We start from the raw sequence: 23,146 nt of genomic DNA on the forward strand, positions 1-23,146 counted from the left end.
CGGCCCCGTGACGTTGTCGCTGTGGACCCACGACCAGGGGTATCAGGACTTCTTCACCCACGCCGTGTCCCGCGCCGACCGCGCCACCCGGTTCTCCTACCGGCTGCGGGTGACCCGCGCCGGAGCTCAGGACCTGGTGACCAAGCTCCTGGCCCAGGCCGTCGCGGGACGCGGCACCCCCGATGTGATGGGTTTCGAGATCGGCAACTACGCGCGCATGCTGCGAGGCGACCTCTCCGCCCGCCTCCTGCGCGACTGGACCAAGGACGTCGCGCCGCTCGGCGACGACCTGCTCGCGGCGCGCCGAGCCCCCTACACGGTCGACGGCAGGCTCTACGCGCTCGACTCGGACACGCCCATCACCGTCTACTACTACCGCGAGGACCTCCTGTCGAAGTACGGCATACCCGCCGACCTCGGCAGCTGGGAGGAACTGGCGCGAGCCGGTTCCCGGCTGTACGCGAAACACCGGGTCTCCCTGGGTGCGGTGTCCACCGGCAGCGATCTGAACCAGGTCGTGCAGCTCTTCGCCATCCTCCTCTACCAGCGAGGGGGCGCGCTCTTCGACGCGGACCAGCGCAGCACCCTGGACTCGCCCGAGGCGGAGGAGACACTCCGGTTCATCTGTGACGGGCTGCGCAGCGGTTTCCTCGTGGACGTCGCCGACTTCTACGGCCCCAGCATGCAGACCGCCCTCAAGCGCGGCAGTGTCGCGGGGCTGTGGATGGCGAGCTGGTACAAGACCTTCGGGCTTGAGCCGAACGTCCCCGAGCAGTCGGGACGGTGGCGTATCCGGGCGCTCCCGAGATTCTCGGCCGGTGGTGGCCGCACCTCGGTCGCCGGGGGCACGGGCTTCACCGCGATCACGGGCAAGGCGAACACCACGGCGGGCGCCGACTTCCTGCGCGCCACCTGGCTCACCAAGGAGGCCCAGATCCGCCGCTATCGCGAGCTGGGCTATCTGCCGACCCGCCGCTCGGTCTTCCGCAGCCCCGAACTCCTGGCCCTGGAGGACGAGTTCTGCGGCGGGCAGCGCCTGTTCGAGGTCTTCGCCCCGCTCGTGGACCACGTGCCCGCCTACTACCAGAGCCCGGACCAGTCCATCCTCACGGACGTTCTCAGCGGCTACCTGATCCGCGCGTACCGCGGCGACCTCTCCCCGCGCGAGGCGCTGCGGCGTGCCACGTCCGACTTCCGTGCTCAGGCAAGCCGATAGGAGGGGCGCAGATGACCAGCATCCCCGCGGACGGAGTCCGCTCGGCGGCCGCGACGGCGGCAACGACCACGACCACGACCGCGACCGGGGCCGTCACCGCCACCGGCGGCCGCGCGTCGCGCCCACGGCGTGGGCCCAGCCGCGCTCCGTACCTGTTCATCGCACCGTTCTACGTGCTGTACGTCCTGTTCATGGTCGTGCCGGTCCTCGCTGCGGTCTGTCTGAGCCTGTGCGAATGGGTCGGGCTCGGACCCCCGCACTGGGTCGGCTTGCGCAACTACGCGCATCTGCTCACCGACGTCAGTTTCCACCGCGCGCTGCAGAACACCGGCGTCTACGTCCTGGTGAGCGTGCTCATCATCGTCCCCGTGGCGCTGATGATGGCCCAGGGCCTGAACGCCCGGGGGCTTCGGGCACGGGATCTGTTCCGGGTGGCCTTCTTCATCCCCATGGTGGTGTCGCCCATCGTCGTCGCCCTCATCTTCAGCCTTGTGTTCGACCGGCAGTTCGGACTCGCCAACGCGGCGCTCAGGGCGGTGTTCGGGCTCGGCGGATTCGACTGGCTCGGCGATCCGACCCTGGCCAAGGTCTGCATCAGCCTCATCATGCTCTGGCGCTGGGCGGGCTATCTGACGATCTTCTTCCTCGCCGGGCTGCAGAACGTCCCCCGCGAGCTGTACGAGGCGGCCGAGCTGGACGGAGCGGGACCGTTCCGCACGTTCACCACCGTCACCCTGCCGGCGCTGAAGCCGGTGACCGGATTCGTCGCGGTGACCTCGTTCATCAGCGCGGCGCAGATCTTCGACGAGCCCTTTCTCCTCACCCGCGGCGGACCGGGCGACGCCACGCTCTCGGTGGCGATGTTCATCTACCGGGCGGCCTTCGAACGGCAGCAGTTCGGCTACGCGGCGGCGGCCGGAGTCGTGCTGTTCGCCCTCGTCTTCACCATCAGCCAGGTCTTCAACCGGCTGCTCGGCATCGGAAGGTCCTCATGAGTACCTCGACTCCGCAACGCACCCGCGGATACCGGACCTCCTCACGCGCACTCCTCTACATCGCCCTGACGGCTCTGCTGCTGGCCTTCGTCGGGCCGCTCCTGTGGGCGCTCAGCGGATCGTTCAAGCCGCGTGGCGACATCTTCGCCTACCCGCCCCGGTTGCTGCCCAGCCCGGCGACCCTGGCCAACTACCGGCATCTGCTGGACAGCCAGCCGTTTACACGCTGGTTCCTCATCAGCACCGTGGTGGCCGTCCTGGCGACCGCCGTATCGGTCTTCGTCTGCGCGCTGGCCGGGTTCGGCTTCGCCAAATACCGCTTCACCGGGCGGAAGTTCCTGTTCGCGGTGATGTTCAGCTCGCTGTCGATCCCGTTCGCCGTCATTCTCGTGCCCCTGTTCGTGATCCTGGTCAAGACAGGGCTGGGCAATCCCTGGTTCGCCCTGGTGGTGCCGTGGGTGGCCCCCGCCTTCGGGATCTTCATGATGCAGCAGTACATCATCCAGAGCGTCCCGGACGAACTGCTGGAAGCGAGCCGGATCGACGGCTGCGGGGAGTTCCGCATCTTCTGCCAGGTCGTCCTGCCACTGCTGCGCCCGTCGCTCGGCGCCCTGGCGGTGTGGACCTTCCTGCAGAGCTACAACAGCTTCTTGTGGCCCCTGGTCCTGGTCTCCGACACCAACCAGTTCACCCTCCCCCTGGGGCTTCAGACGCTCTTCCAGGCGGAGAACCGCCAGTACGACCTCGTCCTGGCCGGATCGGTGCTCGCCACCGTGCCCACCGTCCTGGTCTTTCTGCTGCTGCGCAAGCAATTGCTCGAAGGGCTGTCGGCGGGCGCGGTCAAGGGCTGACCGGGCCCCACCGCTTCCACCGCCCCGGCCGCTCCCGTAACCCTCGACAGAGGAGGACTTGTGTCCGAGCTTCCCCCGCGCGTGCTGTTCGGCGCCGCCTACTACCACGAGTACCAGCCGTATGACCGGCTCAAGACCGACCTGGACCTGATGGAGCGGGCGGGATTCTCCGTCATCCGGGTCGGCGAGTCGGTGTGGTCCACCTGGGAGCCCGAGAACGGCCGGTTCGACCTCGACTGGCTGCGGCCGGTGCTCGACGGCGCGCATGAGCGCGGCATCGGCGTCGTCCTCGGGACGCCGACGTACGCCGTACCGCCATGGCTCGCCCGGCTGTACCCCGAGATCGCGGGGGAGCGGCGCACCGGTGAGCGCATCCCCTGGGGCGCCCGGCAGGAGGTGGACTTCACCCACCCCGCCTTTCTCTTCCACGCCGAACGCGTCACTCGCGCCATCCTGGCCCGTTACGCCGACCACCCCTCGCTGCTGGGTTTCCAGGTCGACAACGAACCGGGCAACGAACTGTTCCACAACCACGGTGTGTTCCAGCGCTTCGTGGACCACCTGCGTACCACCTACGGCGACGTGGAGACCCTGAACCGGGAATGGGGCCTGGTCTACTGGTCGCACCGGCTGTCCACATGGGCCGACCTGTGGACCCCGGACGGCAACGCGCAGCCGCAGTACGACCTGGCCTGGCGGCGTTTCCAGGCCGAGCAGACCACGCGGTTCATCGGCTGGCAGGCGGACATCGTGCGCGAGTACGCCCGCCCGGAACACTTCGTCACCACCTGCATCGCCTACGACCGGCCCGCCCTGGACGACCAGGCCCTGGCCGCCGGGCTCGACGTCACCGCGGGCAATGCGTACTACACCATGCAGGACGGCCTCGCCCTGCCCGACCGGGGCACCGGCGGACAGGCCTGGACGACCAACGGGACCTGGGCGCTGTACGAGAGCGCGGACCGGATGTTCTCCTCGCGCCAGGAGCCGTTCCTGGTCACCGAGACCGACGCCCAGGCCATCGGACACTCCTGGAACAACCGGCCCGCCTACGACGGACAATGGCGCCAGGCGGCCTGGGCGCTGGTCTCGCGCGGGGCGCGGATGATCGAGTACTGGCACTGGCACACGCTGCACTTCGGCACGGAGACCTACTGGGGCGGCGTGCTGCCGCACAGCGGCCGTCCCGGGCGCGTCTATCAGGAGATCGCCCGCATGGGCCAGGAGCTCGAAACCGCGGGCGACCTGGTCGCCGGTCTGACACCGGACGCGGATGTGACGATGGTCCACTCGTCCGCGAGCAAGTGGGCACTGGCGTTCCAGCCGCCGCTGGCCGGGCCGGACGGCGACCCGGACCGGCGCTCCTACCAGGGCCTCTTCGACCCCTTCTACCGGGGCGCGTTCGACGCCGGGCTCCAGGTCCGCATCCTGCACGCCGATCGCCTCACCGACGCCACCGCGCGCGAAGCCGCCGAGCGGCACCCGGTCCTGGTCGTGCCGGGTCTGTACAGCGCGGACGACACGACGCTCGACTGGCTCTGCGACTACGCCGCCGCGGGCGGGCACCTCGTGCTCGGCCCGCGCACCGGCTACGGCGACCCGTACGCCAGGGCCCGCACCGACGTCATGCCCGGGCGCCTCGCCAGGGCGGCCGGAGCCTGGTACGACGAGTTCAGCAACCTCGCCGAGGACGTGCCGGTCCGCCCCGCTGCCGATTCCCCCCTCGCCCTGCCGACCGGGGCGGCCGCCACCCGCTGGGTGGACGGCCTCCAGGCCGACGGCGCGCAGGTCCTGGCCGGGTACGACCATCCGCACTTCGGCCGCTGGCCCGCCGTCACCACGCACCCCCATGGCGACGGCCGGGTGACGTACGTGGGCACCGTGCCGGACCCGGTTCTGGCCAGGTCGCTGTTCCGGTGGGCCGTGCCCGCGCGGGAAGGCGGCTGGAGGTTCGCCCAGGAGAGTGTCACCTGCACGGGTGCCACCGCCCCCGACGGCCGCAGGGTGCGCTTCGTGCACAACTGGTCCTGGGACGAGGTGCCGATCCGGCTCCCCGCGGCTGCCCGGGACGCGCTCGACGGTACGGACCACCGGGCCGGAGAGGAGCTGAGGCTGCGGTCCTGGGACGTCCGGGTACTCCTGGAACGCTGACCTGCGGCCCACCGCCGCCGCCCAGCCCGAGGGCCGCCGTGTGTATCAGTCTTATGCGGTGTGTCACGAGGAGGTACCCGTCTTGTGGTGAGCATCCCCCCGGGGGATGGGCGGCGGCGCGGTGCGCTTAGAGTGCCGATCATGTCTCAGTCAAAGATCATCGAGCGCGTTGCCCAGTACCGTCAGTCCGCCCGGACGCCGTCCCGGCGCATGAAGAAGACCCTGATCGCCGCCGTCGGCATCGGCATGGCCGTCGCTGTGAGCGGGTGCAACGACGACACCGGCAAGGCCACGGACAAGGGCGCCGACGCCGCGGGGTCGAAGGCGCCCTCGGCGGGGTCGTCCACGTCCTCCGGCCCGGCGGGCCCGTCGGGCGATCAGCCGTCGGTCCCGGGATGGCAGACGCAGACCGCGCAGAAGCACCACTTCCGCTACGACGTGCCCGCCAAGGCCGAGAAGTGGAAGCTGATCGAGGAGGGCACGGCCCTGTCCTACACGGACAAGGGCGGTCAGCCGATCGTCGTCATGACCGGAACCGCCAACTACCGTGAGGGCGGCTGCGGGTCGAGCCCCAATCCGAAGGCCATCGGCGAGGCGGGCAAGGGCCAGCTCGCCACCGTCGGCACCACGGGCGGCGGCAAGGACGGCTCCCTCCAGGAAAACGCTCGTAACTGGGCGGGCAACTGGGGCTTCGCCGCGTACGGCGGTGAGGACCACAAGCCCAAGATCAAGGTCAGCCCGGCCAAGCCGATCGAGCAGGGGGGCCTCAACGGTTACACCGCGACCGCCGAGGTCACCGTCACCAACCGGCCCAGCTCATGCGTCCCGCCGAAGGCGATCGTGCACAGCATCGCCCAAAAGCTCCCCGACGGGACCATGCACGGCTGGGTGATCTACGCGGACCAGGGAGTGCCGAACGCGCTGACAGCCGCCGAGATCAAGAAGATCATGAGCACTGTCCGGTCCACGGACGGCTGACACCCTGCGTATGGGCCGGGGCGGGGGAGTGCCCAAGCCCTTTTGCTCGAGCGGAAGTTGTGTACGCGAGATCATATCGCTGCTTTAATTGGGTAGATGATCTTGAGCCCCGGCCCCTCGGAAAGGCAATCCTGATGTCCCCCGTCCTCTACCAGTCCCGCTCCCGTTCCGAGGCTCCCTCCGACGTGGCCGGCGCCGGCGTTCTCCGCGTCATGTCCGACTCCCGTACTCCGGTGTTCCTCACCGTGCACGCGAATGGACGACGCCGGTACGGCTACTGGCAGCCGTACGACTCCACCACCAACAGGGGAGGCTGCTACGTCGCCCTGCCCACCCCTGAATGCGACAGGCTGTATGCCGAGGGACGGATCAGTCTCGGTGAGGCCCTGGTGGATCCGGCCAAGACCACGTACCGCGTGTGGCCCGCCCGTTCGCCGGTCGCGCCGGTACGCATCCCGGTGGCGCGCGTGCCCGCGGTGGCGGTGGCCCAGACGCTGGCCGCATGAGCTGAGGCCTCCGGGCAGACCGTACGGACCCCTTCCAGGATGCGCTCGCCGTACGTGAGCGGCTGGGGCGCCCTTCCGGCTCGAACATCCTTCCGGGTCTCCCAAGTCGGTGGCGTTCAGGATGCGTTCAGGCTGCGGCTGGGAGTGTCGGACCGTGGGCGAGGACATCGCTGTGCGCGGTGTGTCTCGTACCCGCCGTATGCCGCCACCCCGGAGGGACCGACATTGCCCGAGCCCGAAGTCCTCACCGACATCGACGTCGCCGGCGCCGACAGGTACGTGCTGCGGAAGCTGCCGGAGGTCACGCTTGCCTTCTGGGTCATGAAGATCGCCGCGACCACCCTCGGCGAGACGGCCGGTGACCTTTTCGCCCAGACCCTCAAGATCGGCTACTTCCTTACCACCATCGCACTGTTCCTGATCTTCGTGATCACGCTGGCTGTCCAGCTCCGGTCCCGGCGGTACAACCCCTTCTGCTACTGGACCGTCATCCTGTCCACGAGCATGGCGGGCACCACGATGTCCGACTTCATGAACCGGGACGCCAGCGCCAAGTTCCTCACCGATGGCGCGACATCGCTCGGCTGGGGGCCCCAGGGCCTGGGGCTGGGCTACCCGGCGGGGGCCGTCATCCTGATGTCGCTGCTGCTCGTCATCTTCGTCATCTGGAAGTGCACCGGCCTGACGTTCGCCATCCGCGACATCGTCACCTTCCGCGCCGAAGCCCTCTTCTGGGCGGCGATCCTCGTATCGAACACGCTCGGCACCTCGATGGGTGACTTCCTCTCCGACAGCTCCGGACTCGGTTACGCGGGCGGCGCCCTGCTCGTCACCGGAGTGCTCGCCGTACTCGTCGCCCTGATGCGGGTGCCCGCCGTACCGAATGTGGTGCTGTTCTGGATCGCCTTCGTGCTCACCCGCCCCCTGGGGGCCACCGCCGGCGACTTCCTCACCAAGCCGATCGCCAAGGGCGGCCTCGACCTCGGCACAGCTGGCTCGTCGGCCGTGCTGCTCGCGGTCCTGGTCGGCCTCATGGGCTACGCCCACGTTCAGGAACGCCGTACCGCGGCCCCACAGGAGAAGACCCTGACGGGCGTCTCCTGAGCGGCCACGCGAGACCCGGCGGCCCCGCCCCGGGGCTGCCGGGCGGGGCGTCGCCGGAGCGGAGGAGGGCTGGTTCACTCGTTTTCTTACCGCTTTCATGCCTTCTCCGCATCCGGCTCTCACCCCGCGCCTCGTAGGGTTTTTCGACCCCGCAGCCAGGAGGAACGAAGGGCGGATGATGACCGGGACCGTGAACATCCCACTCGCCGGTACCGAGCGCCGCACCTCACCGCCGGCCGCCCGGACATCGCGGCGGACCGAAGGCCGGTACTGGCTCGCCCTCGTGGCGGGCGCCTTCACCCTCGCGCAACTGGTCCTGGTGCGGCCGGGGATGGGCCTCGGCTGGGACGAGGCGGTCTACGTCAGCCAGATCAGCGGACACGCCCCGGCGGCGTTCTTCAGCGCACCGCGCGCCCGTGGGATCTCGCTGCTGGTCGCGCCGATCGCCGAGTGGTCGTCGTCCACGGCGCTGTTGCGGGTCTATCTGGCGCTGCTGTCCGGACTGGCGCTGTTCCTCGCCCTGCGCGTCTGGCGCGGACTGTTCCCCCCGCGCGTACTGGCCCTGGCGGGCGCCCTGTTCGCGACGCTCTGGGTGACCCTGTTCTACGGCCCGCAGGCCATGCCCAACTACTGGGTCGCGGTCGGCGCCCTGGCGGGCGTGGGCTGTTTCCTGCGCGCGTGGACCGACCGCCTCGACCGGGCAGCGCTGTGGGGCGTGGCCGCGAACGCCGCGCTGATGGCGTGGATGCGGCCCATGGACGCGGTCTGGGTGAGCCTGCCGCTGCTCGCCCTCTCGGTGGGCGTACGACGCCGGTGGCGGCACATCCGGCTGCTGCTCGCACTCGGCGCCGGGCTGGCGGCCGGGGCGGCGGAGTGGATCGTCGAGGCATACGTCAGATACGGCGGCCCGGCGCAGCGCCTGTCCGACGGCTCCCGTATCCAAGGCGGCCTCGGCTGGCACATCGCCATCGGCGACCAGCTGCGGAGCCTCGGCGGACGCGCACTGTGCCGCCCGTGCACCGGGCCGATGCCGAGTGTGGCGGTCACCGCGTGGTGGTACGCCCTTCCCCTGGTGGTGGTGGCCGGGCTCGTGGTCGCGGTGAAGGCCCGGCGCGCCGCGGTCACCCTCGTGCCGCTCGCCTGCGCCACGACGGCGGCCATCCCCTACCTGTTCATGATCGGATACGCCGCGCCCCGCTTCCTGCTCCCTGCCTACGCGCTGCTCGCGATACCCGCCGCCGACGCCCTCGTCCACCTGGTCACCGCCTCCAGCCGGGCCTGGCGCCCGGTGGCCGTGGCCTTCGTGGCGCTCGGCCTCGCCGGGCACCTGGCCGTGCAGTTCGCGGTGCTGGACCACGCCGTGGACCGCACCACCGCCGCCCACCGCGAGTGGGCCCGCACGGCGGCCGAGCTGCACCACCTCGGCGTACGCCCGCCGTGCCTCCTGACGGGACATGACGCCATCCCGATCGCGTTCTACGCCGGCTGTTCCTCCGCGCAGACCCGGGGCCACAACGCCGACACCACCCGGGCGCACCTCCTGCGGACCGCGCGCCGAACGCCGGTGGCCGCCCTGGCCACGACGCACGGCGAGCCACCGGCGTACGCCCTGGGCTGGCCCCTCCATCCGTTCGGCGGGCTGCGCCTCTATGTGGACCCGGCCGCCCGGAAAGGCGTACCCGGATGAGCCCGTGGACGCGACGGCCGCGCTGTGCACCGGTCAGGAAACATTCAGGTATGCGGTGACACGGTCCGGTCTATGACATCCGAGACTTCCGAGACCTCCACGGTCCACAGCCCTGCCGCCGCCTCGCCCGGTCACCGCCTCCGCCTGAACAAGGTGCCCGAAGTCACCGTGTACTTCTGGGTGATCAAGGTGTTGTGCACGACGGTGGGCGAGACCGCGGCCGACATGCTGAACGAGAAGCTGGGGTTGGGCCTGACCGGTGTGTCGCTGCTGATGAGCGCGTTGCTGGCGGTCGTGCTCGTCGTCCAGTTCCGCACCTCGGCCTACCGCCCGGGCGTGTACTGGCTCGCCGTGGCCCTGATCAGCATCGTCGGCACGCTGATCAGTGACAACCTCACCGACAACATGGGCGTACCGCTGACCACGAGCACCACGGTGTTCGCGGTCGTCCTCGCGATCGTGTTCACCGTCTGGTACCGCCGGGAGCGGACCCTGTCCATCCACGGCATCGACTCCATGAGCCGCGAGTCCTATTACTGGCTCGCGGTGCTGTTCACCTTCGCCCTCGGTACCGCCGCCGGCGACCTGGTCGCCGAGCGCATGGACCTGGGCTACTGGGTGTCCGCGGTGCTGTTCGCCCTGGCGATCGCCGCCGTCGCGGTGGCACACCTCGCGCTCGGCCTGAACGCGGTGTGGAGCTTCTGGATCGCGTACGTGCTCACCCGCCCGCTCGGCGCCTCGGTGGGCGACTACCTCTCCCAGCCGTCCCGGGGCGGAGGCCTGGGCCTTGGCACCGTGGTCACCAGCGTGCTGTTCCTCGCGGTCATCCTCGGCCTGGTCGTGTATCTGGCGGTGACACGCAAGGACGTCATCGAGGCCCGGGTCAGCCGGTCGGCAGGCTGACGATGAACCTCGCCCCGGGCGTGTGCCCGCTGTCGTAGGACACCTCACCACCGGCCGCGCGGGCCAGACGCCGTGCGAGCGGCAGCCCGAGGCCCGCTCCGCCGTGTCCGTCACCGGGATCGGCCCGCCGGCCCGGCTGGAAGAGCTGATCGGCGAACGGGCTCGGTACGCCGGGCCCGTCGTCGGTGACGTCGACGCGTACGCTGCCGGATGCGCGGGACGTGCGCACGACGACGCTGGACCGGGCATACCGGAGGGCGTTGGCGAGCAGGGGGCTCACGATGCGTTCGAGGAGGGCCGGTGGGATTCCGGCTTCCAGGTTCCCGGCGGTGTCGCCTCCCTGGTGGAGGTGGTGATCGGTGAGATCGATCGTCACGTGAGCCGGGACGTCGAGGCGTTCGAGGAGACGGCGCAGTACGGGCCGGACCTCGGCCGTGCCCGCGGTGTGCGTGCTGCCGCGGGCGTCATCCAGGAGGGTCTCGCAGATCGTCAGCATGGACCGCGCGGCGTCGGCGATGACCTGGTGGGTGGCGCGGGTCTCGGCGGCCGAGCGCGGCCGGGTCTGCCACCAGTCCAGCTCGGCGACGATCCGGCTGAGCGGGGTGCGCAGTTCGTGCGAGAGTTCCCCGGTGAGCTGCCGCTCGTGGCGCAGTACCGCGCGGATGCGGTCCAGGAGCGTGTCCAGGGAGGCGCCCAGGCGGGCGAGCTCGCTCGGCAGCCGCACCGAGCCGAAGCGCTCCTCGGAGGCGACGGTGCTCCGCTGGGTGGCCTGGTCGGTCATGGTGCGTACGGGACGCAGCGCGCGGCCCACCGCCAGCCGGGTGAGGACGTAGGTGCAGCCGAGCATCGCCGCGTCCAGGGCGAGCGAACCCAGGAGCAGCGTGTCCGCCGAACTGTCGTACGGGGCCAGGTCAAGGGCCGTGACCACCGTGGCCGGCTTGCCGCCGCTCCGTACGGGCCGGGCACAGAGCCGTATGCCCCCGGACCCGTGGCCTGCGGCGGTGACGGTGGCGCAGTCACGCCCGCCGCGGGCGACGAGTCGTCCGGCGGCGTGGGTGAGCGAAACGGCGGGTGACGGCGGCTGTTCGAGCAACCGGGTGCCCGCGTAGATCCACACGTTCGCGTCGAGGAGCCCGTCGTCGGAGGCTTCGAGAACCCGCACCCTCGGGCCGCTCGTGTCGACGGTCGTGGCGACGGCGGCCGCCCGGGTGCGCAGCTCGTCGTCCGCCTGGCGCTGGAGGTGGTGGCGGACCGTGGTGTTGAACACCACGGTCAGGATCGTCATCAGCAGCGCGGCGGTGGTCAGGGCGACCAGGGAGAGGCGGCCGCGCAAGGTACGTGGCGCAAGCCGGGTGAGCACGGTGGTCATGACAGACGGTGCCCGATCCCGCGGGCGGTGCTGATGGTCAGCTCACTGCGGACTCCGCCCAGTTTGCGGCGCAGCCGGGTCATGTACTGGTCGAGGGTGTTGTCGCTGACCTGCGCGCCCTCGGGCCAGCCCGCCCGGACCAGCTCACGCCGGCGCACGATGCCGCCGGAGGCCGCGATCAGGGTGGCCAGCAGACGGAATTCCGTCGGAGTCAGGTCGACCTGTGCGCCACCGACGGTGGCGCTGTGCCGGACGGGGTCGAGGACCAGGTCCCCGGCGGCGGCCGCGGGGCCGGGCCCGGCGCGCTTGAGAGCGGCGCGCAGCCGGGCGGCGAGTTCGGCGAGGTGGAACGGCTTGGGCAGATAGTCGTCGCCCCCGGCGGAAAACCCGGACAGCCGGTCGGCGAGTCCGTGACGGGCGGTCAGGAAGACGACGGGGGAGAGGAACCCGCCTGCCCGCATCGCCTGGCACACGTCCCGCCCGTCCGCGTCGGGCAGCCCGACGTCGATCACGGCCGCGGCGATGTCGCCGAAGGCCAGGCGCAGGGCGGTGGCGCCGTCGGGCGACGGCACCGGGTCGAAGTCTTCCTCCCGCAGCCCGCGCAGCAGTACGTCACGCAGGGCGTGATCGTCCTCGACGACCAGGATCCTGTGGCGCATGGTCCTCTATCGCTCCTTCGTCCGCGACCGTGGTTTCCGTGATGAACCGTGTGGGCGGCCACCGGCAGTGCTTCATGGCATCAGCAGCGGCCGCAGCCGGGTGGCCGCGATCCGCCGGGCCAGGGCCTCCGAGGACCGCTTGAGCACACCCCGGGCACCCAGCGCGACGAGCGTGCCGACCACGGCACCGGCCACCACGTCGTGCGGATAGTGGACACCGGTCCAGACCCGGGACGCCGCCATCGCGACCGTGGCCACGGCGGCGAGAGCGCCGAGCCGGCGGGAGACGAGGAACAGGGCCATCGCCGCCGCGGCGGCGATGGCCACGTGGTTGCTGGGGAAGGACCAGTCGCCCGGCGCGGGGCATGCCTCCAGCCCAGGACCATGAGCACGGCGAACACCACGAGCCCGTAGGCCGGCCACGCGGAGACCACGCCGTCGAGCCAGCCCGGGGCGCGATGCGACAAGTCCACGACAGCCGTGCAGGCCGAAGCGTCGAGGGACGAGCCGTCGACCGCGAGCTGTGATGCTTCGGCGAAGGGGGGTACGGCCATCGGCGCGGGCCCTCTCATACTGGACGGACGGGCACCGCCGAAACGGCACCCGAGTGACTACAATCCTGTAGACGGTCTACTGAACTGTAGACGATGGCGGGGTGAGGAACGTTCCCATGACCGACGAGAAGGATGAACGGCGACCGGCGGGCGAGCTGGAAGCCGCCGTCATGGCCGCCCTGTGGGCCGCAGACGCGCCGCTCACGCCCGGCCGCGTGCAGCTCGAACTCGGTGTCGGCCTGGCACGTACGACGGTGACGACGATCCTGTCCCGCCTCCACGACAAGGGCATGGTCGGCCGCGAGCGGCAGGGCCGCGGCTACGCCTACTTCCCCGTCCAGGACGCCCCCGGGCTCACCGCCCGGCGCATGCACGGGGAACTGGCGCGGGACACCGACCGGGAGACGGTCCTGGCCCGGTTCGTCGCCCAGCTCAGCGCCGACGACGAGCAGGTGCTGCGCCGACTGCTGGAGGCGGAGGAGCGGTGAGCGCCCTGCTGCTGGTTCCCCTGCTGCTGCCCTTCGCGGCACCGCCGTCGGCCCGGCACGCCCTCGCCCGCCTGGACCCGGTCAGCGCGCTGTGGGTGCTGACCGCCTCCGCCCTGGTGCTGGCCGGCGCGTGCGTGGCCGCCCTGGGTGCCCTCGTGCTGACCGGACTGCTCACGTTTCCCCCGTTCGCGGCGCTCGGCGAGCTGGTCCACCCCCTGCGCACCCCCTCCGACCTGCTCGTCCTGCCCGCGGCCGCGCTGGCCACCGGCGCGCTCACCGTTTGCGCCTGGACCCTCGGGCGTTCCGCCCTCCGGCAGGCCCGCACCTTCCGCACCGCCCGTACGCAGGCCGAAAGCCGCCCCGCCGCGGGTGACCTGTGCGTCATCGATTCGCCCCACCCGGACGCGTACGCGCTGCCCGGCCGCCCGCAGCGCATCGTCGTCACCACCGCCATGCTGCGCAGCCTCGACCCGGCCGAGCGCGAGGCGCTCTTCGCCCACGAGCGCGCCCACAACCGGGCCGGCCACCACTACTTCCTCGCCGCCGCCGAACTCGCCGCCCACTGCCACCCCGCCCTGTGCGGGCTGCGCGCCGACATCCGGCTCGCCGCCGAACGCGCCGCCGACGAGGCCGCCGCCGGCACTGTCGGCGACCGGCGCCTCACGGCCAGGGCCATCGCCCGGGCCGCGCTGGCCGGTCATGCCTCCCCTTCCGCCCGCCCGGACTTCGCGGCCGCGGCGGCCGCCGGCCCGGTCCCGCGGCGCGTCGACGCGCTCCTGGCGCCCGCGGGACGACCGGCCCCGGTCAGGCGCGGTGCCGCCTTGCTCCTCGCCGTCTGCGCACTCCTGTCGGCAGGCGCCGCGACGACCGATGTGCTCGCCTTCCACCACGACGTCGAAGTCGCCCAAGGGGAGGAGAGCCGCTGACCAACCGGCCGGGGGTTCCCTCGAACAGCTCATTCCCTCCGAAGGTAGCCGCACGATGCGTCCGAGCGCAGCCTCCTCCCTTCTGCCGGTCAACACCACGCTGGCCGTGCTGCTCGTCCTGCTTCTCCTGGCCGCGACCGGAGCCGTCGCCCTCTTCCGTCTGTCGCCGGACGCGCGCACGCACCGGGCCCGGCAGGTTCTGCTGGCCGGGGTGCGTGCCGCGGTCCAACTGGCCGCCGTTTCCGCGATCATCGCGTGGGTGGTGCGCTCGCCCCTGGCGACGGTGGCCTTCCTGGCCGTGATGCTGGGCGTGGCGGTGCGGACCGCCGGGCGCCGCCTGACCACGGACGGGTCGTGGTGGGTGACGCTGTGGCCCATCGCGCTGAGCGTGCTGCCGGTCGTGAGCGTGCTGCTGCTGAGCGGCCTGGTGCCGCTGAAGGGCATCGTGCTGATTCCGGTGACCGGGATCTTCATCGGCGGAGCGCTGACCGCGACCGTGCTGTCGGGTCGGCGGGCGCTGGACGAACTCAACCTGCGGTACGGCGAGTTCGAGGCAGGTCTGGCCGTGGGGATGTCGGACCGGGACGCACGCATGGAGATCGCGCGCCCGGCCGCGTCGGACGCCCTGCTGCCAGGTCTCGACCAGACGCGCACCGTTGGCCTGGTGACGCTCCCGGGCGCCTTCGTCGGCATGCTGCTGGGTGGCGCCAGCCCTGTCGCCGCGGGAGCGGTCCAACTGTTCGTCCTCGTCGCCCTGATGGCGATCCAGGCGGTGGCCGTCGCCTGCACCGTCGAGCTCATCGCCCGCGGCCACCTGCACCGCCCCAAGGACCATCGCAGGTGAGGGCGCCACATATTCTGATGGCATCCCGGGTCGTGGTCTTCGTACACTGACCGGCATGGCATGCCGCATCAGTGAGCTGGTCATCGACTGCGCCGACCCCGACCGGCTCGCCGCGTTCTGGAGCGAGGTCCTCGGCTACGTCGAACTCGGCCGGGAGGACGACGGAAGCATCGAGATCGGGCCGCCCGACATCGGCTTCGGCGGCCCGCAGCCCACCCTCGTCCTCAGCCCCAGCGGCGACCCGCGGCCCGCGAAGCTCCGACTGCACATCGACGTCAACGCCACCGACCGCGACCAGGACGCCGAGCTGGAGCGGCTGCTCGCTCTCGGCGCCAGGCCCGCCGACGTCGGCCAGACCGGCACCGAGAACTGGCACGTCCTGGCCGACCCGGAAGGCAACGAATTCTGCCTTCTGCACGCCCGGATCCAGCCCCTGGGGGATACCCGCCGGATCTGAGTACGTCCTGAGTATCCGAGCGGATACGGAGCCGACCAGGCCCCCCGATCCTTGTCCGCATGAGTGAGACACCGGTCAAGCAGCAGAGCACGGCCGCGTTCCACGGCCAGGCGATCGCCTCCTTCGTCGTCGCGATGGCGGCCACCGCCATCGGCATCTTCCAGCTGAACGCCGACGCCTGGGTGCGCGGCTTCCTGGCCATCGCGGTTCTCTACCTGGTGACGTCCGCCTTCACCCTCGCCAAGGTGATCCGGGACCGGCAGGAAGCCGGGCAGATCGTCAGCCGGGTCGACCAGGCGCGTGTGGAGAAGCTGCTCGCCGAACACGACCCCTTCGAAAAGCTGTGAATTCGTTCTCAGCACCCCCACTCCTTGGAATCCCGCTGGTCAGGTCCATGGCCGGTTGAGGGAACCGCGCAGGACTCTTCTTCCGCCGCACCCCTTGACGTCACGGCGCGGCGGGGACAGCGCGGCCGCGGTGGGCGACGACCGCCTCGGCGGCTACCTCGCCAGCCGCCACCTCATCGACCTCGGCCATCAGCGCCTCGCCCTGATCGCCGGGCCGGCCTACGCCTCCAGCGCCCTCGGCAGGCGCGCCGGGTACGAGGACCTCTCCGTCGTCGGGTACAACGACATCCGCCTGGCCTCCCGGCTCGCACTGCCGCTGACCACCGTCCGCGTCCCGTTCGACACCATCGCCGCCGCGGCCGTCGACCAGCTCATCGACCGCACGGCCGGCACGCCCGCCGGCACCCGCACCTTCGCCCCCACGCTCATCCCGCGCCGCACCACGGTCCGCGCGCGGGTCACTCCCGCGTGAGCGGTGTGACGGCGATCTGGTCGATGACCGGCGCGTAAGGGGACCGCTGGCCGTACTGGTTGTACGTGTCGCCGTTGAAGTCGGGCAGTTCCTCCGCCGTGAAGGTGATCCGGTTCGTGCCCTTCTTCAGGGTGACGGGGATGGTCAGTTCCCGGAAGTCGTTGAAGTGGAAGGTGGTCGGGAAGAGCACCCGGCGGGCCGCCCCGCCGTCCACCGAGACGTCGGCGTGGCGCGCGATCGGGTCGGGGTTGTAGTGGGTGGCGGGCGCCTGTTCGGCGTTGGAGTAGCGGATGGTCACCGCGTGCCGTCCGGACCGCCCGGCGACGACGTCGAGTGAGAGCGCGTTGGCCTTGCCGTCGCCGACATCGGTGACCGCCTTTCCACCGGTGGCGAAGGTGTGGGCGTCGGTCACCTTCGCGGCGCCCGTCAGCGTGCCGTCCTCCGCCTGGTACACCGTGGTCGCCGAGGCGCCGCCGGCCGGCGTGACCCGCAGCCGGTCGAGGAGCAGTTCGCGCGAGGCACCGGTGACGGTGATCTTGTTGATGCCACCGGGCAGGAAGACCCGGACACCGTCCGCGCCCTTCTCGGACCCGCCGACCGTGGGCGCTTCCAGTTTCTCGCCGTTGAGCGACAGACTTGCTCGGCCGCCGCCGAGGTGGTCGACGGATACGGTCGACTCGCCGTCAGCGCGGGAGTAGACCCAGAAGCTCGCGGAAGCACCCTTGCTCAGTGGCACCGTGCCCGGGCCCGAGGTTCCGGGCCGGGTGTAGTCCGGCCTCGCTCCCTCGAGGGCCGCGTACTCGGCCTCGTAGATCGCCGGTGCGGTCACCTTCCGGTCGCGCAGGGACAGGTCCATCTTGTCGATGATGGTGTCGCCCTTGGTGACGCCCAGTCGCGGGTCCTTGGTGGCGAGAGTGATCCGGTGTTTCCCGGCGGTGAGTTTCACCGTGGTGTCGGTGTGGCCCCAGACCACCCACTTGTAGCCGAGCGGCATCCGCAGCTCTCGCGGGTCCTTGCCGTCGACGCGCAGGAAGACATTGGTCGGGCCCTGCTCCTTCACCAGTTCGTGGAGGTTGTGGGAGTTGGCGAACACGCTCAGGTCGTACGTGCCGTCCCGCGGGACCTCCACGTTGAAGGCGAGCACGCCGTCGGAGCCGGTGCGCAGGCCTCCCACGTCGTAGGCGCCGGAGGTCGCGAACCCGCCGACGTTCGAGGGCGTGCCCTCGGGGCCGTTCTTGGAGTAGCCGCCGCCGGTGTAGGTGGCGTTCTCGGCCTCGTACGTCGTGCGCCAGCTCACCGAGGGTTCGGCCGGTACTCCGCCGTTGCCACCGGGGGAGAGGATGACCTGGTACGCCGACATCTCGTTCATCCCGGTCATCGGCAGGGTCACGGTGCGGTCCGCGCCGACCGCGACCTCCCGGTCCGCCAGCCGGATCGGCTGGGCCGAGTCGCCGACCTGACCGGTCCAGGGGATCTCCTGCACGGTGGCCCGCACGGTCGTGCCGAACAGCGTGGGGTCTACGTTCTCGAACACGACGTCGGCGTCACCGCTCTTGCCGCCGAAGAGCGCCCGGGACTGCTTCTTGGCCGCGTCCAGCGTGGCGACGCCCTGGAGGGTGTACTGCTGGTTGGGGTGGGGAGCCGTCACCTTCACGGTGTGGCCGGACATCTGGCCGTAGGCGTTGAACAGCCACCACTGCCCGTTGCCCCTGTTGGCCTCGACGGCGGAGTCGTTGAGGTTGCCGTCGATGTTCCAGTACGCCAGGTCGGCGTCGATCTTGGACTCCTCGATGGCGGACACCCACTGGACGACCTGGCCGGGCACCGAGAGGTGGTAGTTGTGGCCGTACTCGTTGACGTTGATCGGCAGCGGGCCGATCCCGGCCTCCCTCTCCATCTGCCGGTACGTGGCCACGCTCGTACGGACCGCGGCGGGCGACGACAGCTCGTGCCAGGTCATCACATCCGGGACCACATCGTTGGCCTTGGCGTACCGGAGGAAGCCCTTGACCTGGTCGTAGAGCACGCTGGTGTTCGGACCGGCGATACGGGCATGCGGGTCGAGGCCCTTGATGAGGCGGTAGACCTTCTTCCAGGCCGCGAAGTAGTACTGCGGGTCGTCCAGCCAGGAGACCTTGTTGTAGCTCCACTCGCCCGTGCCGAACATGTTCCCTTCGGGCTCGTTGAAGGGCACGTAGACGACATGGTCCTGGTAGCCGCCCATGGTCAGGACCTGTTCGACCTGCTTCTTGATCCTCGCCTCGAAGTCGGCGAGCCGCGCGGGACCGTCCGCCCCCGGCCACTGGTAGGGGAAGCCGCGGTAGATGTCGGTCATGTAGATGTAGACGTCCTTGCCGCCGGAGTCCACGAACGACGGAAGGACCTCCAGCGCGTCCGCCCCCGGGTGCTGGGGGCCGTCCTGCGCCTTCGTCGAGACCGTACGGACGTGCATCCCCTCGACGACGCTGCGGCTCGGCACGCCATCGCCGTAGATCCCGTACAGCGAGCCGGAGGCACCGCCGTGGAAGGCGCCGGTGTCCGTGGCGAGGTCGATCGTGAGGCGCTCCGGCTCCGCCGCGCGGGCCGTGCCCGCGGTGGGTACGGCGAGCAGGGCGGCGAGGGCGGTCATGGCCGCGGCACCGGCGATTGCTCTGCTTCTGCTGTGCCTGCGTCGCATTGAGGTCTCCGTTGGGTGATCCATCTCGTCCACGATGCGAACCGGTTCGACGGAAGCTAGCACCGCCCGAAAACACCCAGCAATACCTCCGGCACGGATCGAACTTCGGCTTCCTCGAAGTGTGCGCAGGGGATTGACGGCGACTGACGGCCGGTCATAACGTCCCTTCATGCGAACCGGTTCGACAACCGGTCAGCTTCCGAACCGGTTCGGCGAAGGGGCGCCGTGAACATCGGAGAGATCGCCAAGCGGGCCGGTGTCTCGCGCAGCACCGTCTCCTACGCCCTGAGCGGCAAGCGCTCGGTGTCGGACGGGACCCGGCGGAAGATCCAGCGGGTCATCGACGAACTGGGCTACCGCCCCAACGCGAGTGCGCGTGCCCTGGCCAACGGCCGGACCAGCACGATCGGCCTGGTCTTCCCTCCGGCCGGAAACCACTACACCGGCATGCAACTGGACTTCATCGGCAGCGTGGTGGAGGCCGCGGCGGCCCACGACTACGACGTGCTGCTCTCGCCGAGCGGCGTGGACAGCGACCGTTCGTTCCAGCGGCTGCTGGCCGAGCGGCGGGTCGACGGCGCGATCCTGATGGAGATCAGGCTCCAGGACGACCGGATCGACCATCTCGCCGCCGAGAACTTCCCCGCCATCTGCATCGGCCGCACCGCGCACCCGGACGATCACTGGTGGGTCGGCCTGGATCACACCGCGCTGGCGGCGGCCTGTGTGCATCACCTCGCCGACCTGGGCCACCGCAGGATCGCCTTGGTGAACCGGCCCGAACACCTGCTGCGCGCGGGTTACGAGTCCGCGCACCGCGGGCTGGACGGTTTCACCAAGGCCGCCGCCGAGCGCGGCCTCACCGTACGGACGTACTGCTGCGGTGACGACGCTCCCTCCGGGCAGGCCTGCCTGGAGCGGATCCTGCGCGACGATCCCGCCACCACGGCGCTCGTCACACTCAACGAGGCCGCGCTGGGCGGCCTTTACCGTGGCCTGGCCGTGGCGGGCCGCCATGTGCCGCGCGACTTCTCCGTCACCGGGGTGGTGGCCAGCCGGTGGGCGGAGACGGTGACCCCACAGCTCACCGCGGCGGACGTGCCGGCGGAGCGGATGGGGAGCATCGCCGTCGAGCTGCTCGTCGAGCGGTTCGGCCGGCCCGACGCGGCGCCTCGCCACCACCTGCTGGCGCCGCCCGTTTCCCTGCGCGCCAGCACCGGGCCCGCCTGGCACGAAACGAGTCACCGCGCATGACCGAAGCCCGCTTCGGCCCGGCGTTCTCCCTTCACGACATCCCGTTCAGCACGCACGGATCCTGGTTCGGCATCTCCCCGGTGCTGGCGGAGAAGACCTGTGCCGACGACCTTCACCTGGTGTCCCACCAGAACGGCATGCACGCCGTCCTGCGCCTCGTCCCCGTCGATCCGACGACCTTCGAGCGGATCACGACTCGGGTCACGGCGACACCCGGCCTCCTCAGCTGGACGACTCCCGAGGACGGGGCGATCGGCCTCGCCTACGAGTCACCGGACACCGTACGCCTGCGCGGAGACGGGCCGGGGCTGCGCATCACCGCGGCGGCACAGCGGCTGACCCCGTTCACGGGCACCTACTTCTACCGTGACCCGGTGGACGGAGCGTATGTCTTCACCTCGTACGAGACCGGCCGCCGCTACCGGGTCACCGTCCTGGCGGGCGACGTACGCGGTGTCACCGGCAACCAGGCCCTGAGCACAGCCGATCGCGGCCTCACGATCGGCGCGCGCCCCGGCGAAACGTGGGAGGCCGCCATCGAAGAGCTCGACACCGCACGCGGCCCCTACACCGCCGGAGCGACGTTCAGCGAGGTGGTGGCCGCGGCGGAACACGGTTTCGCGGCATTCGCCGACGCGGTGGCCCCCTGGCGCTCCTCCCGCACCCCGGCCGCCGAACTCGCCGCGTACGTCCTGTGGTCGGCGACGGTCGCCCCGGCGGGTTTCGTCACGCGGCCCGCCGTGCTGATGTCCAAGCACTGGATGGACAAGGTCTGGAGCTGGGACCACTGCTTCAACGCCCTCGCCCTGGCGCCCGGAGCGCCCGCGCTGGCGTGGGACCAGTTCTCGCTGCCCTTCGACCACCAGGACGAGAGCGGGGCCCTGCCCGACTCGGTGACCCACTCGGAGGTCCTGCGCAACTTCGTCAAACCACCCATCCACGGCTGGGCCCTGGGCCACTTGCGCAGACGTCTCCCCGAACCCCCCGACCGCGCCGAACTCGCCGCGATCTACGCCAGGTTGCGGTGCTGGACGAACTTCTGGCTCACCGCACGCCGCTCGCCCGACACCGCCCTGCCCCACTACCAGCACGGCAACGACAGCGGCTGGGACAACGCCACCACCTTCGACCGCGAACGCGTCGTCGTCACCGCGGACCTTGCCGCGTTCCTCGTCCTGCAACTGCGTGAACTCGCGGCCCTGGCCACGGAACTCGGCCACCCCGACGACGCGCGGGAGTGGACACGCACCGCGCAGGAGACCCAGGCGGCCATGCTCGGCGAACTCTGGACGGGGGAGCGGTTCCTTGCCCGGGGCGCAGGGAGCGGCGAGACCTGGAGCGGCTCCAGCCTGCTCGATCTGATGCCGATCGTGCTGGGCGAGCACCTGCCCGACGACGTCGCCAAGAGCCTGACCGCCCGGATCGAGACACACCTGACCCCCTACGGGCTGGCCACCGAGCTTCCCACCTCACCCCACTACCGCCCGGACGGCTACTGGCGCGGCCCGATCTGGGCGCCCGCCACCGTCCTCGTCGAGGACGGACTGCGGCGCGGTGGCCACCACCGGCTCGCGGACGAGATCAGCGCCCGCTTCCGGGCCCTGTGCGAAAGCCACGGCTTCGCGGAGAATTTCGACGCCCTCGCAGGCAGTGGCCTGCGCGACCGCGCCTACACCTGGACGGCCGCCGGCTACCTCCTCCTCGCCGAAGCCTACGCATCCCGGCGCGCCCCCGAGGGGGCCGGCGCTCCACCCGAGGCAGGGCCCGCGACCGGGCCGAGCCCCTGACCCGCTGACGTACCGGCCGTCGCGCTGTCGCGCAGGAAGCCCGCGAAGGACTGGGCGGCGGGGGTGAGGATGTGGTCGCTCATGCGGACGAGGAGGATGCGGCGCACGGGCGCGGGGGGTTGCAGGGGCAGGACGCTGACGCCGCCCCGGATGCCTTCCAGCGCGAGGGTGGGCGCGAGGGCGACGCCGATGCCCGCGGCGACCATGGCCTGGGCCTCCTGGTAGTCGTGGGCCTCGTAGGCGATCTGCGGTTCGAAACCGGCCGTATGACAACTGCGGGCGAGAGCTTCGGCCACCGGGTGATGGTCGGCGCGGGTGATCCAGGGGTCGTCCGCGAAGTCCGCGAGGGCGGCCATGGGACGGTCGGCGAGGGGATGGTCCTTGCTGACGAGGAGGGCCGGGGGGTCGTCGGCGAGCGGGGTGACGACGATGTCCTCGCGGTCGATGCGGTTCCAGTCGTAGTCCCACATCAGGGACATCTCGATTTCCCGGTTCTCCAGCATCGCCCACAGGCCCGCGATGCGGGCGCTGCGCACCGTCAGCCGTACATCGGAGTGTGCTTCCCGGAAGGCGATCACGGCCCGGGGGAGGAGGGAAGCGCCCACGGTGGGGAAGGTGCCGATCCGGAGGGTGCCCGCACGCAGTCCCGCGAAGTCGGCGAGCTCGTTCTCCGCGGCCGTCAGCTCACGCTCGATCCGCTGCCCGCGTATCGCCAGGGCGCGCCCCGCGTCGGTGAGCGTGACACCCCGCGCGTGGCGCTGCAGCAAGGGCTGCCCGGCTTCCGCCTCCAGGCGGCTGACCTGCTGGGATACCGCTGACGGCGTGTAGTTGAGAGCCCGCGCGGTCGCGGTGACCGAGCCTCGGCGGGCGACCTCGGTGAAGAGCAGGATGCGGCGGACATCAAGCATCGCCCCACCTCCA

General features: G+C 70.9%; 21 protein-coding genes and 1 pseudogene. 17 read left to right on the forward strand and 5 right to left on the reverse strand.

The window, feature by feature from the left end:
* Positions 1–7 precede the first annotated feature (7 nt).
* The 9 genes from ACFZCY_RS41985 (at position 8) to ACFZCY_RS42025 (ending at position 10,391) form a co-directional block, all read left to right on the forward strand.
* Positions 8–1,216 (forward strand): extracellular solute-binding protein, encoded by a 1,209-nt coding sequence (locus ACFZCY_RS41985; RefSeq protein WP_391186232.1) that lies wholly within the window; start codon positions 8–10, stop codon positions 1,214–1,216.
* A gap of 11 nt (positions 1,217–1,227) precedes the next feature.
* Positions 1,228–2,211, forward strand: a complete 984-nt coding sequence (locus ACFZCY_RS41990) for an ABC transporter permease subunit (protein ID WP_391186236.1) — start codon at positions 1,228–1,230, stop codon at positions 2,209–2,211.
* A complete protein-coding gene (locus ACFZCY_RS41995) occupies positions 2,208–3,062 on the forward strand; it encodes an ABC transporter permease subunit (RefSeq protein ID WP_391186239.1) in 855 nt (284 codons plus the stop codon). Before ACFZCY_RS41990 ends, ACFZCY_RS41995 begins: the two co-directional genes overlap by 4 nt.
* Before the next feature lie 60 nt (positions 3,063–3,122).
* On the forward strand, positions 3,123–5,213 hold the full coding sequence (locus tag ACFZCY_RS42000) for a beta-galactosidase (protein ID WP_391186242.1): 2,091 nt from the start codon (positions 3,123–3,125) through the stop codon (positions 5,211–5,213).
* A 141-nt stretch (positions 5,214–5,354) separates the two neighbouring features.
* Entirely contained in the window at positions 5,355–6,191 is an 837-nt protein-coding gene (locus ACFZCY_RS42005) for a hypothetical protein (protein ID WP_391186245.1), read from the forward strand.
* Between the two features lie 134 nt (positions 6,192–6,325).
* Positions 6,326–6,697, forward strand: a complete 372-nt coding sequence (locus ACFZCY_RS42010) for a hypothetical protein (RefSeq protein WP_391186248.1) — start codon at positions 6,326–6,328, stop codon at positions 6,695–6,697.
* 225 nt (positions 6,698–6,922) lie between these two features.
* Positions 6,923–7,801 carry a hypothetical protein gene (locus ACFZCY_RS42015; protein ID WP_391186251.1) on the forward strand — a complete coding sequence of 293 codons (879 nt, stop codon included), beginning with the start codon at positions 6,923–6,925 and terminating at the stop codon, positions 7,799–7,801.
* Between the two features lie 178 nt (positions 7,802–7,979).
* Positions 7,980–9,488 carry a hypothetical protein gene (locus ACFZCY_RS42020; protein ID WP_391186377.1) on the forward strand — a complete coding sequence of 503 codons (1,509 nt, stop codon included), beginning with the start codon at positions 7,980–7,982 and terminating at the stop codon, positions 9,486–9,488.
* A 72-nt stretch (positions 9,489–9,560) separates the two neighbouring features.
* A complete protein-coding gene (locus ACFZCY_RS42025; protein WP_391186254.1) occupies positions 9,561–10,391 on the forward strand; it encodes a hypothetical protein in 831 nt (276 codons plus the stop codon).
* Here the strand turns inward: ACFZCY_RS42025 and ACFZCY_RS42030 are convergent.
* The 3 genes and pseudogenes from ACFZCY_RS42030 to ACFZCY_RS42040 all read right to left on the reverse strand — a co-directional run bounded on the left by ACFZCY_RS42030 (position 10,372) and on the right by ACFZCY_RS42040 (position 12,973).
* Complete coding sequence (locus ACFZCY_RS42030) at positions 10,372–11,760, reverse strand: ATP-binding protein (RefSeq protein ID WP_391186256.1); 1,389 nt, start codon at positions 11,758–11,760, stop codon at positions 10,372–10,374. The genes ACFZCY_RS42025 and ACFZCY_RS42030 overlap by 20 nt on opposite strands.
* A complete protein-coding gene (locus ACFZCY_RS42035; RefSeq protein WP_391186259.1) occupies positions 11,757–12,419 on the reverse strand; it encodes a winged helix-turn-helix domain-containing protein in 663 nt (220 codons plus the stop codon). Before ACFZCY_RS42035 ends, ACFZCY_RS42030 begins: the two co-directional genes overlap by 4 nt.
* Before the next feature lie 72 nt (positions 12,420–12,491).
* Positions 12,492–12,973 (reverse strand): annotated as a pseudogene (locus ACFZCY_RS42040) (phosphatase PAP2 family protein).
* 116 nt (positions 12,974–13,089) lie between these two features.
* Between ACFZCY_RS42040 and ACFZCY_RS42045 the strand changes: the two are divergent.
* From ACFZCY_RS42045 to ACFZCY_RS42070, 6 genes are all read left to right on the forward strand, one after another.
* Positions 13,090–13,461 (forward strand): BlaI/MecI/CopY family transcriptional regulator, encoded by a 372-nt coding sequence (locus ACFZCY_RS42045; RefSeq protein ID WP_391186262.1) that lies wholly within the window; start codon positions 13,090–13,092, stop codon positions 13,459–13,461.
* Positions 13,458–14,387: a M48 family metalloprotease gene (locus tag ACFZCY_RS42050; protein ID WP_391186266.1), complete on the forward strand. Its 930-nt coding sequence runs from the start codon at positions 13,458–13,460 to the stop codon at positions 14,385–14,387. Before ACFZCY_RS42045 ends, ACFZCY_RS42050 begins: the two co-directional genes overlap by 4 nt.
* 55 nt (positions 14,388–14,442) lie before the next feature.
* Positions 14,443–15,231: an ABC transporter permease gene (locus ACFZCY_RS42055; RefSeq protein WP_391186269.1), complete on the forward strand. Its 789-nt coding sequence runs from the start codon at positions 14,443–14,445 to the stop codon at positions 15,229–15,231.
* A gap of 55 nt (positions 15,232–15,286) precedes the next feature.
* The gene (locus tag ACFZCY_RS42060; RefSeq protein ID WP_391186272.1) at positions 15,287–15,688 is read left to right on the forward strand and encodes a VOC family protein; all 402 of its coding nucleotides are present in this window, start codon (positions 15,287–15,289) and stop codon (positions 15,686–15,688) included.
* Positions 15,689–15,747: 59 nt separating this feature from the next.
* Complete coding sequence (locus ACFZCY_RS42065) at positions 15,748–16,035, forward strand: YiaA/YiaB family inner membrane protein (protein ID WP_391186274.1); 288 nt, start codon at positions 15,748–15,750, stop codon at positions 16,033–16,035.
* Positions 16,036–16,129: 94 nt separating this feature from the next.
* Positions 16,130–16,507 (forward strand): substrate-binding domain-containing protein, encoded by a 378-nt coding sequence (locus ACFZCY_RS42070; protein ID WP_391186277.1) that lies wholly within the window; start codon positions 16,130–16,132, stop codon positions 16,505–16,507.
* On the opposite strand, the gene ACFZCY_RS42075 is transcribed toward ACFZCY_RS42070, so the two are convergent.
* Positions 16,494–19,136 (reverse strand): cellulosome protein, encoded by a 2,643-nt coding sequence (locus tag ACFZCY_RS42075; RefSeq protein ID WP_391186379.1) that lies wholly within the window; start codon positions 19,134–19,136, stop codon positions 16,494–16,496. The genes ACFZCY_RS42070 and ACFZCY_RS42075 overlap by 14 nt on opposite strands.
* A gap of 273 nt (positions 19,137–19,409) precedes the next feature.
* On the opposite strand from ACFZCY_RS42075, the gene ACFZCY_RS42080 reads away from it, so the two are divergent.
* Both ACFZCY_RS42080 and ACFZCY_RS42085 read left to right on the forward strand, forming a co-directional pair.
* Entirely contained in the window at positions 19,410–20,438 is a 1,029-nt protein-coding gene (locus tag ACFZCY_RS42080) for a substrate-binding domain-containing protein (protein WP_391186280.1), read from the forward strand.
* On the forward strand, positions 20,435–22,225 hold the full coding sequence (locus ACFZCY_RS42085) for a trehalase family glycosidase (protein ID WP_391186283.1): 1,791 nt from the start codon (positions 20,435–20,437) through the stop codon (positions 22,223–22,225). Before ACFZCY_RS42080 ends, ACFZCY_RS42085 begins: the two co-directional genes overlap by 4 nt.
* Here ACFZCY_RS42085 and ACFZCY_RS42090 read toward each other — a convergent pair.
* The gene (locus ACFZCY_RS42090; protein WP_391186285.1) at positions 22,150–23,133 is read right to left on the reverse strand and encodes a LysR substrate-binding domain-containing protein; all 984 of its coding nucleotides are present in this window, start codon (positions 23,131–23,133) and stop codon (positions 22,150–22,152) included. The two genes, ACFZCY_RS42085 and ACFZCY_RS42090, sit on opposite strands and share 76 nt — an antisense overlap.
* Positions 23,134–23,146: the final 13 nt, after the last annotated feature.

Origin of the sequence: Streptomyces sp. NPDC007983, assembly GCF_042958345.1 — a bacterium.
Taxonomy (GTDB): Bacteria; Actinomycetota; Actinomycetes; order Streptomycetales; family Streptomycetaceae; genus Streptomyces.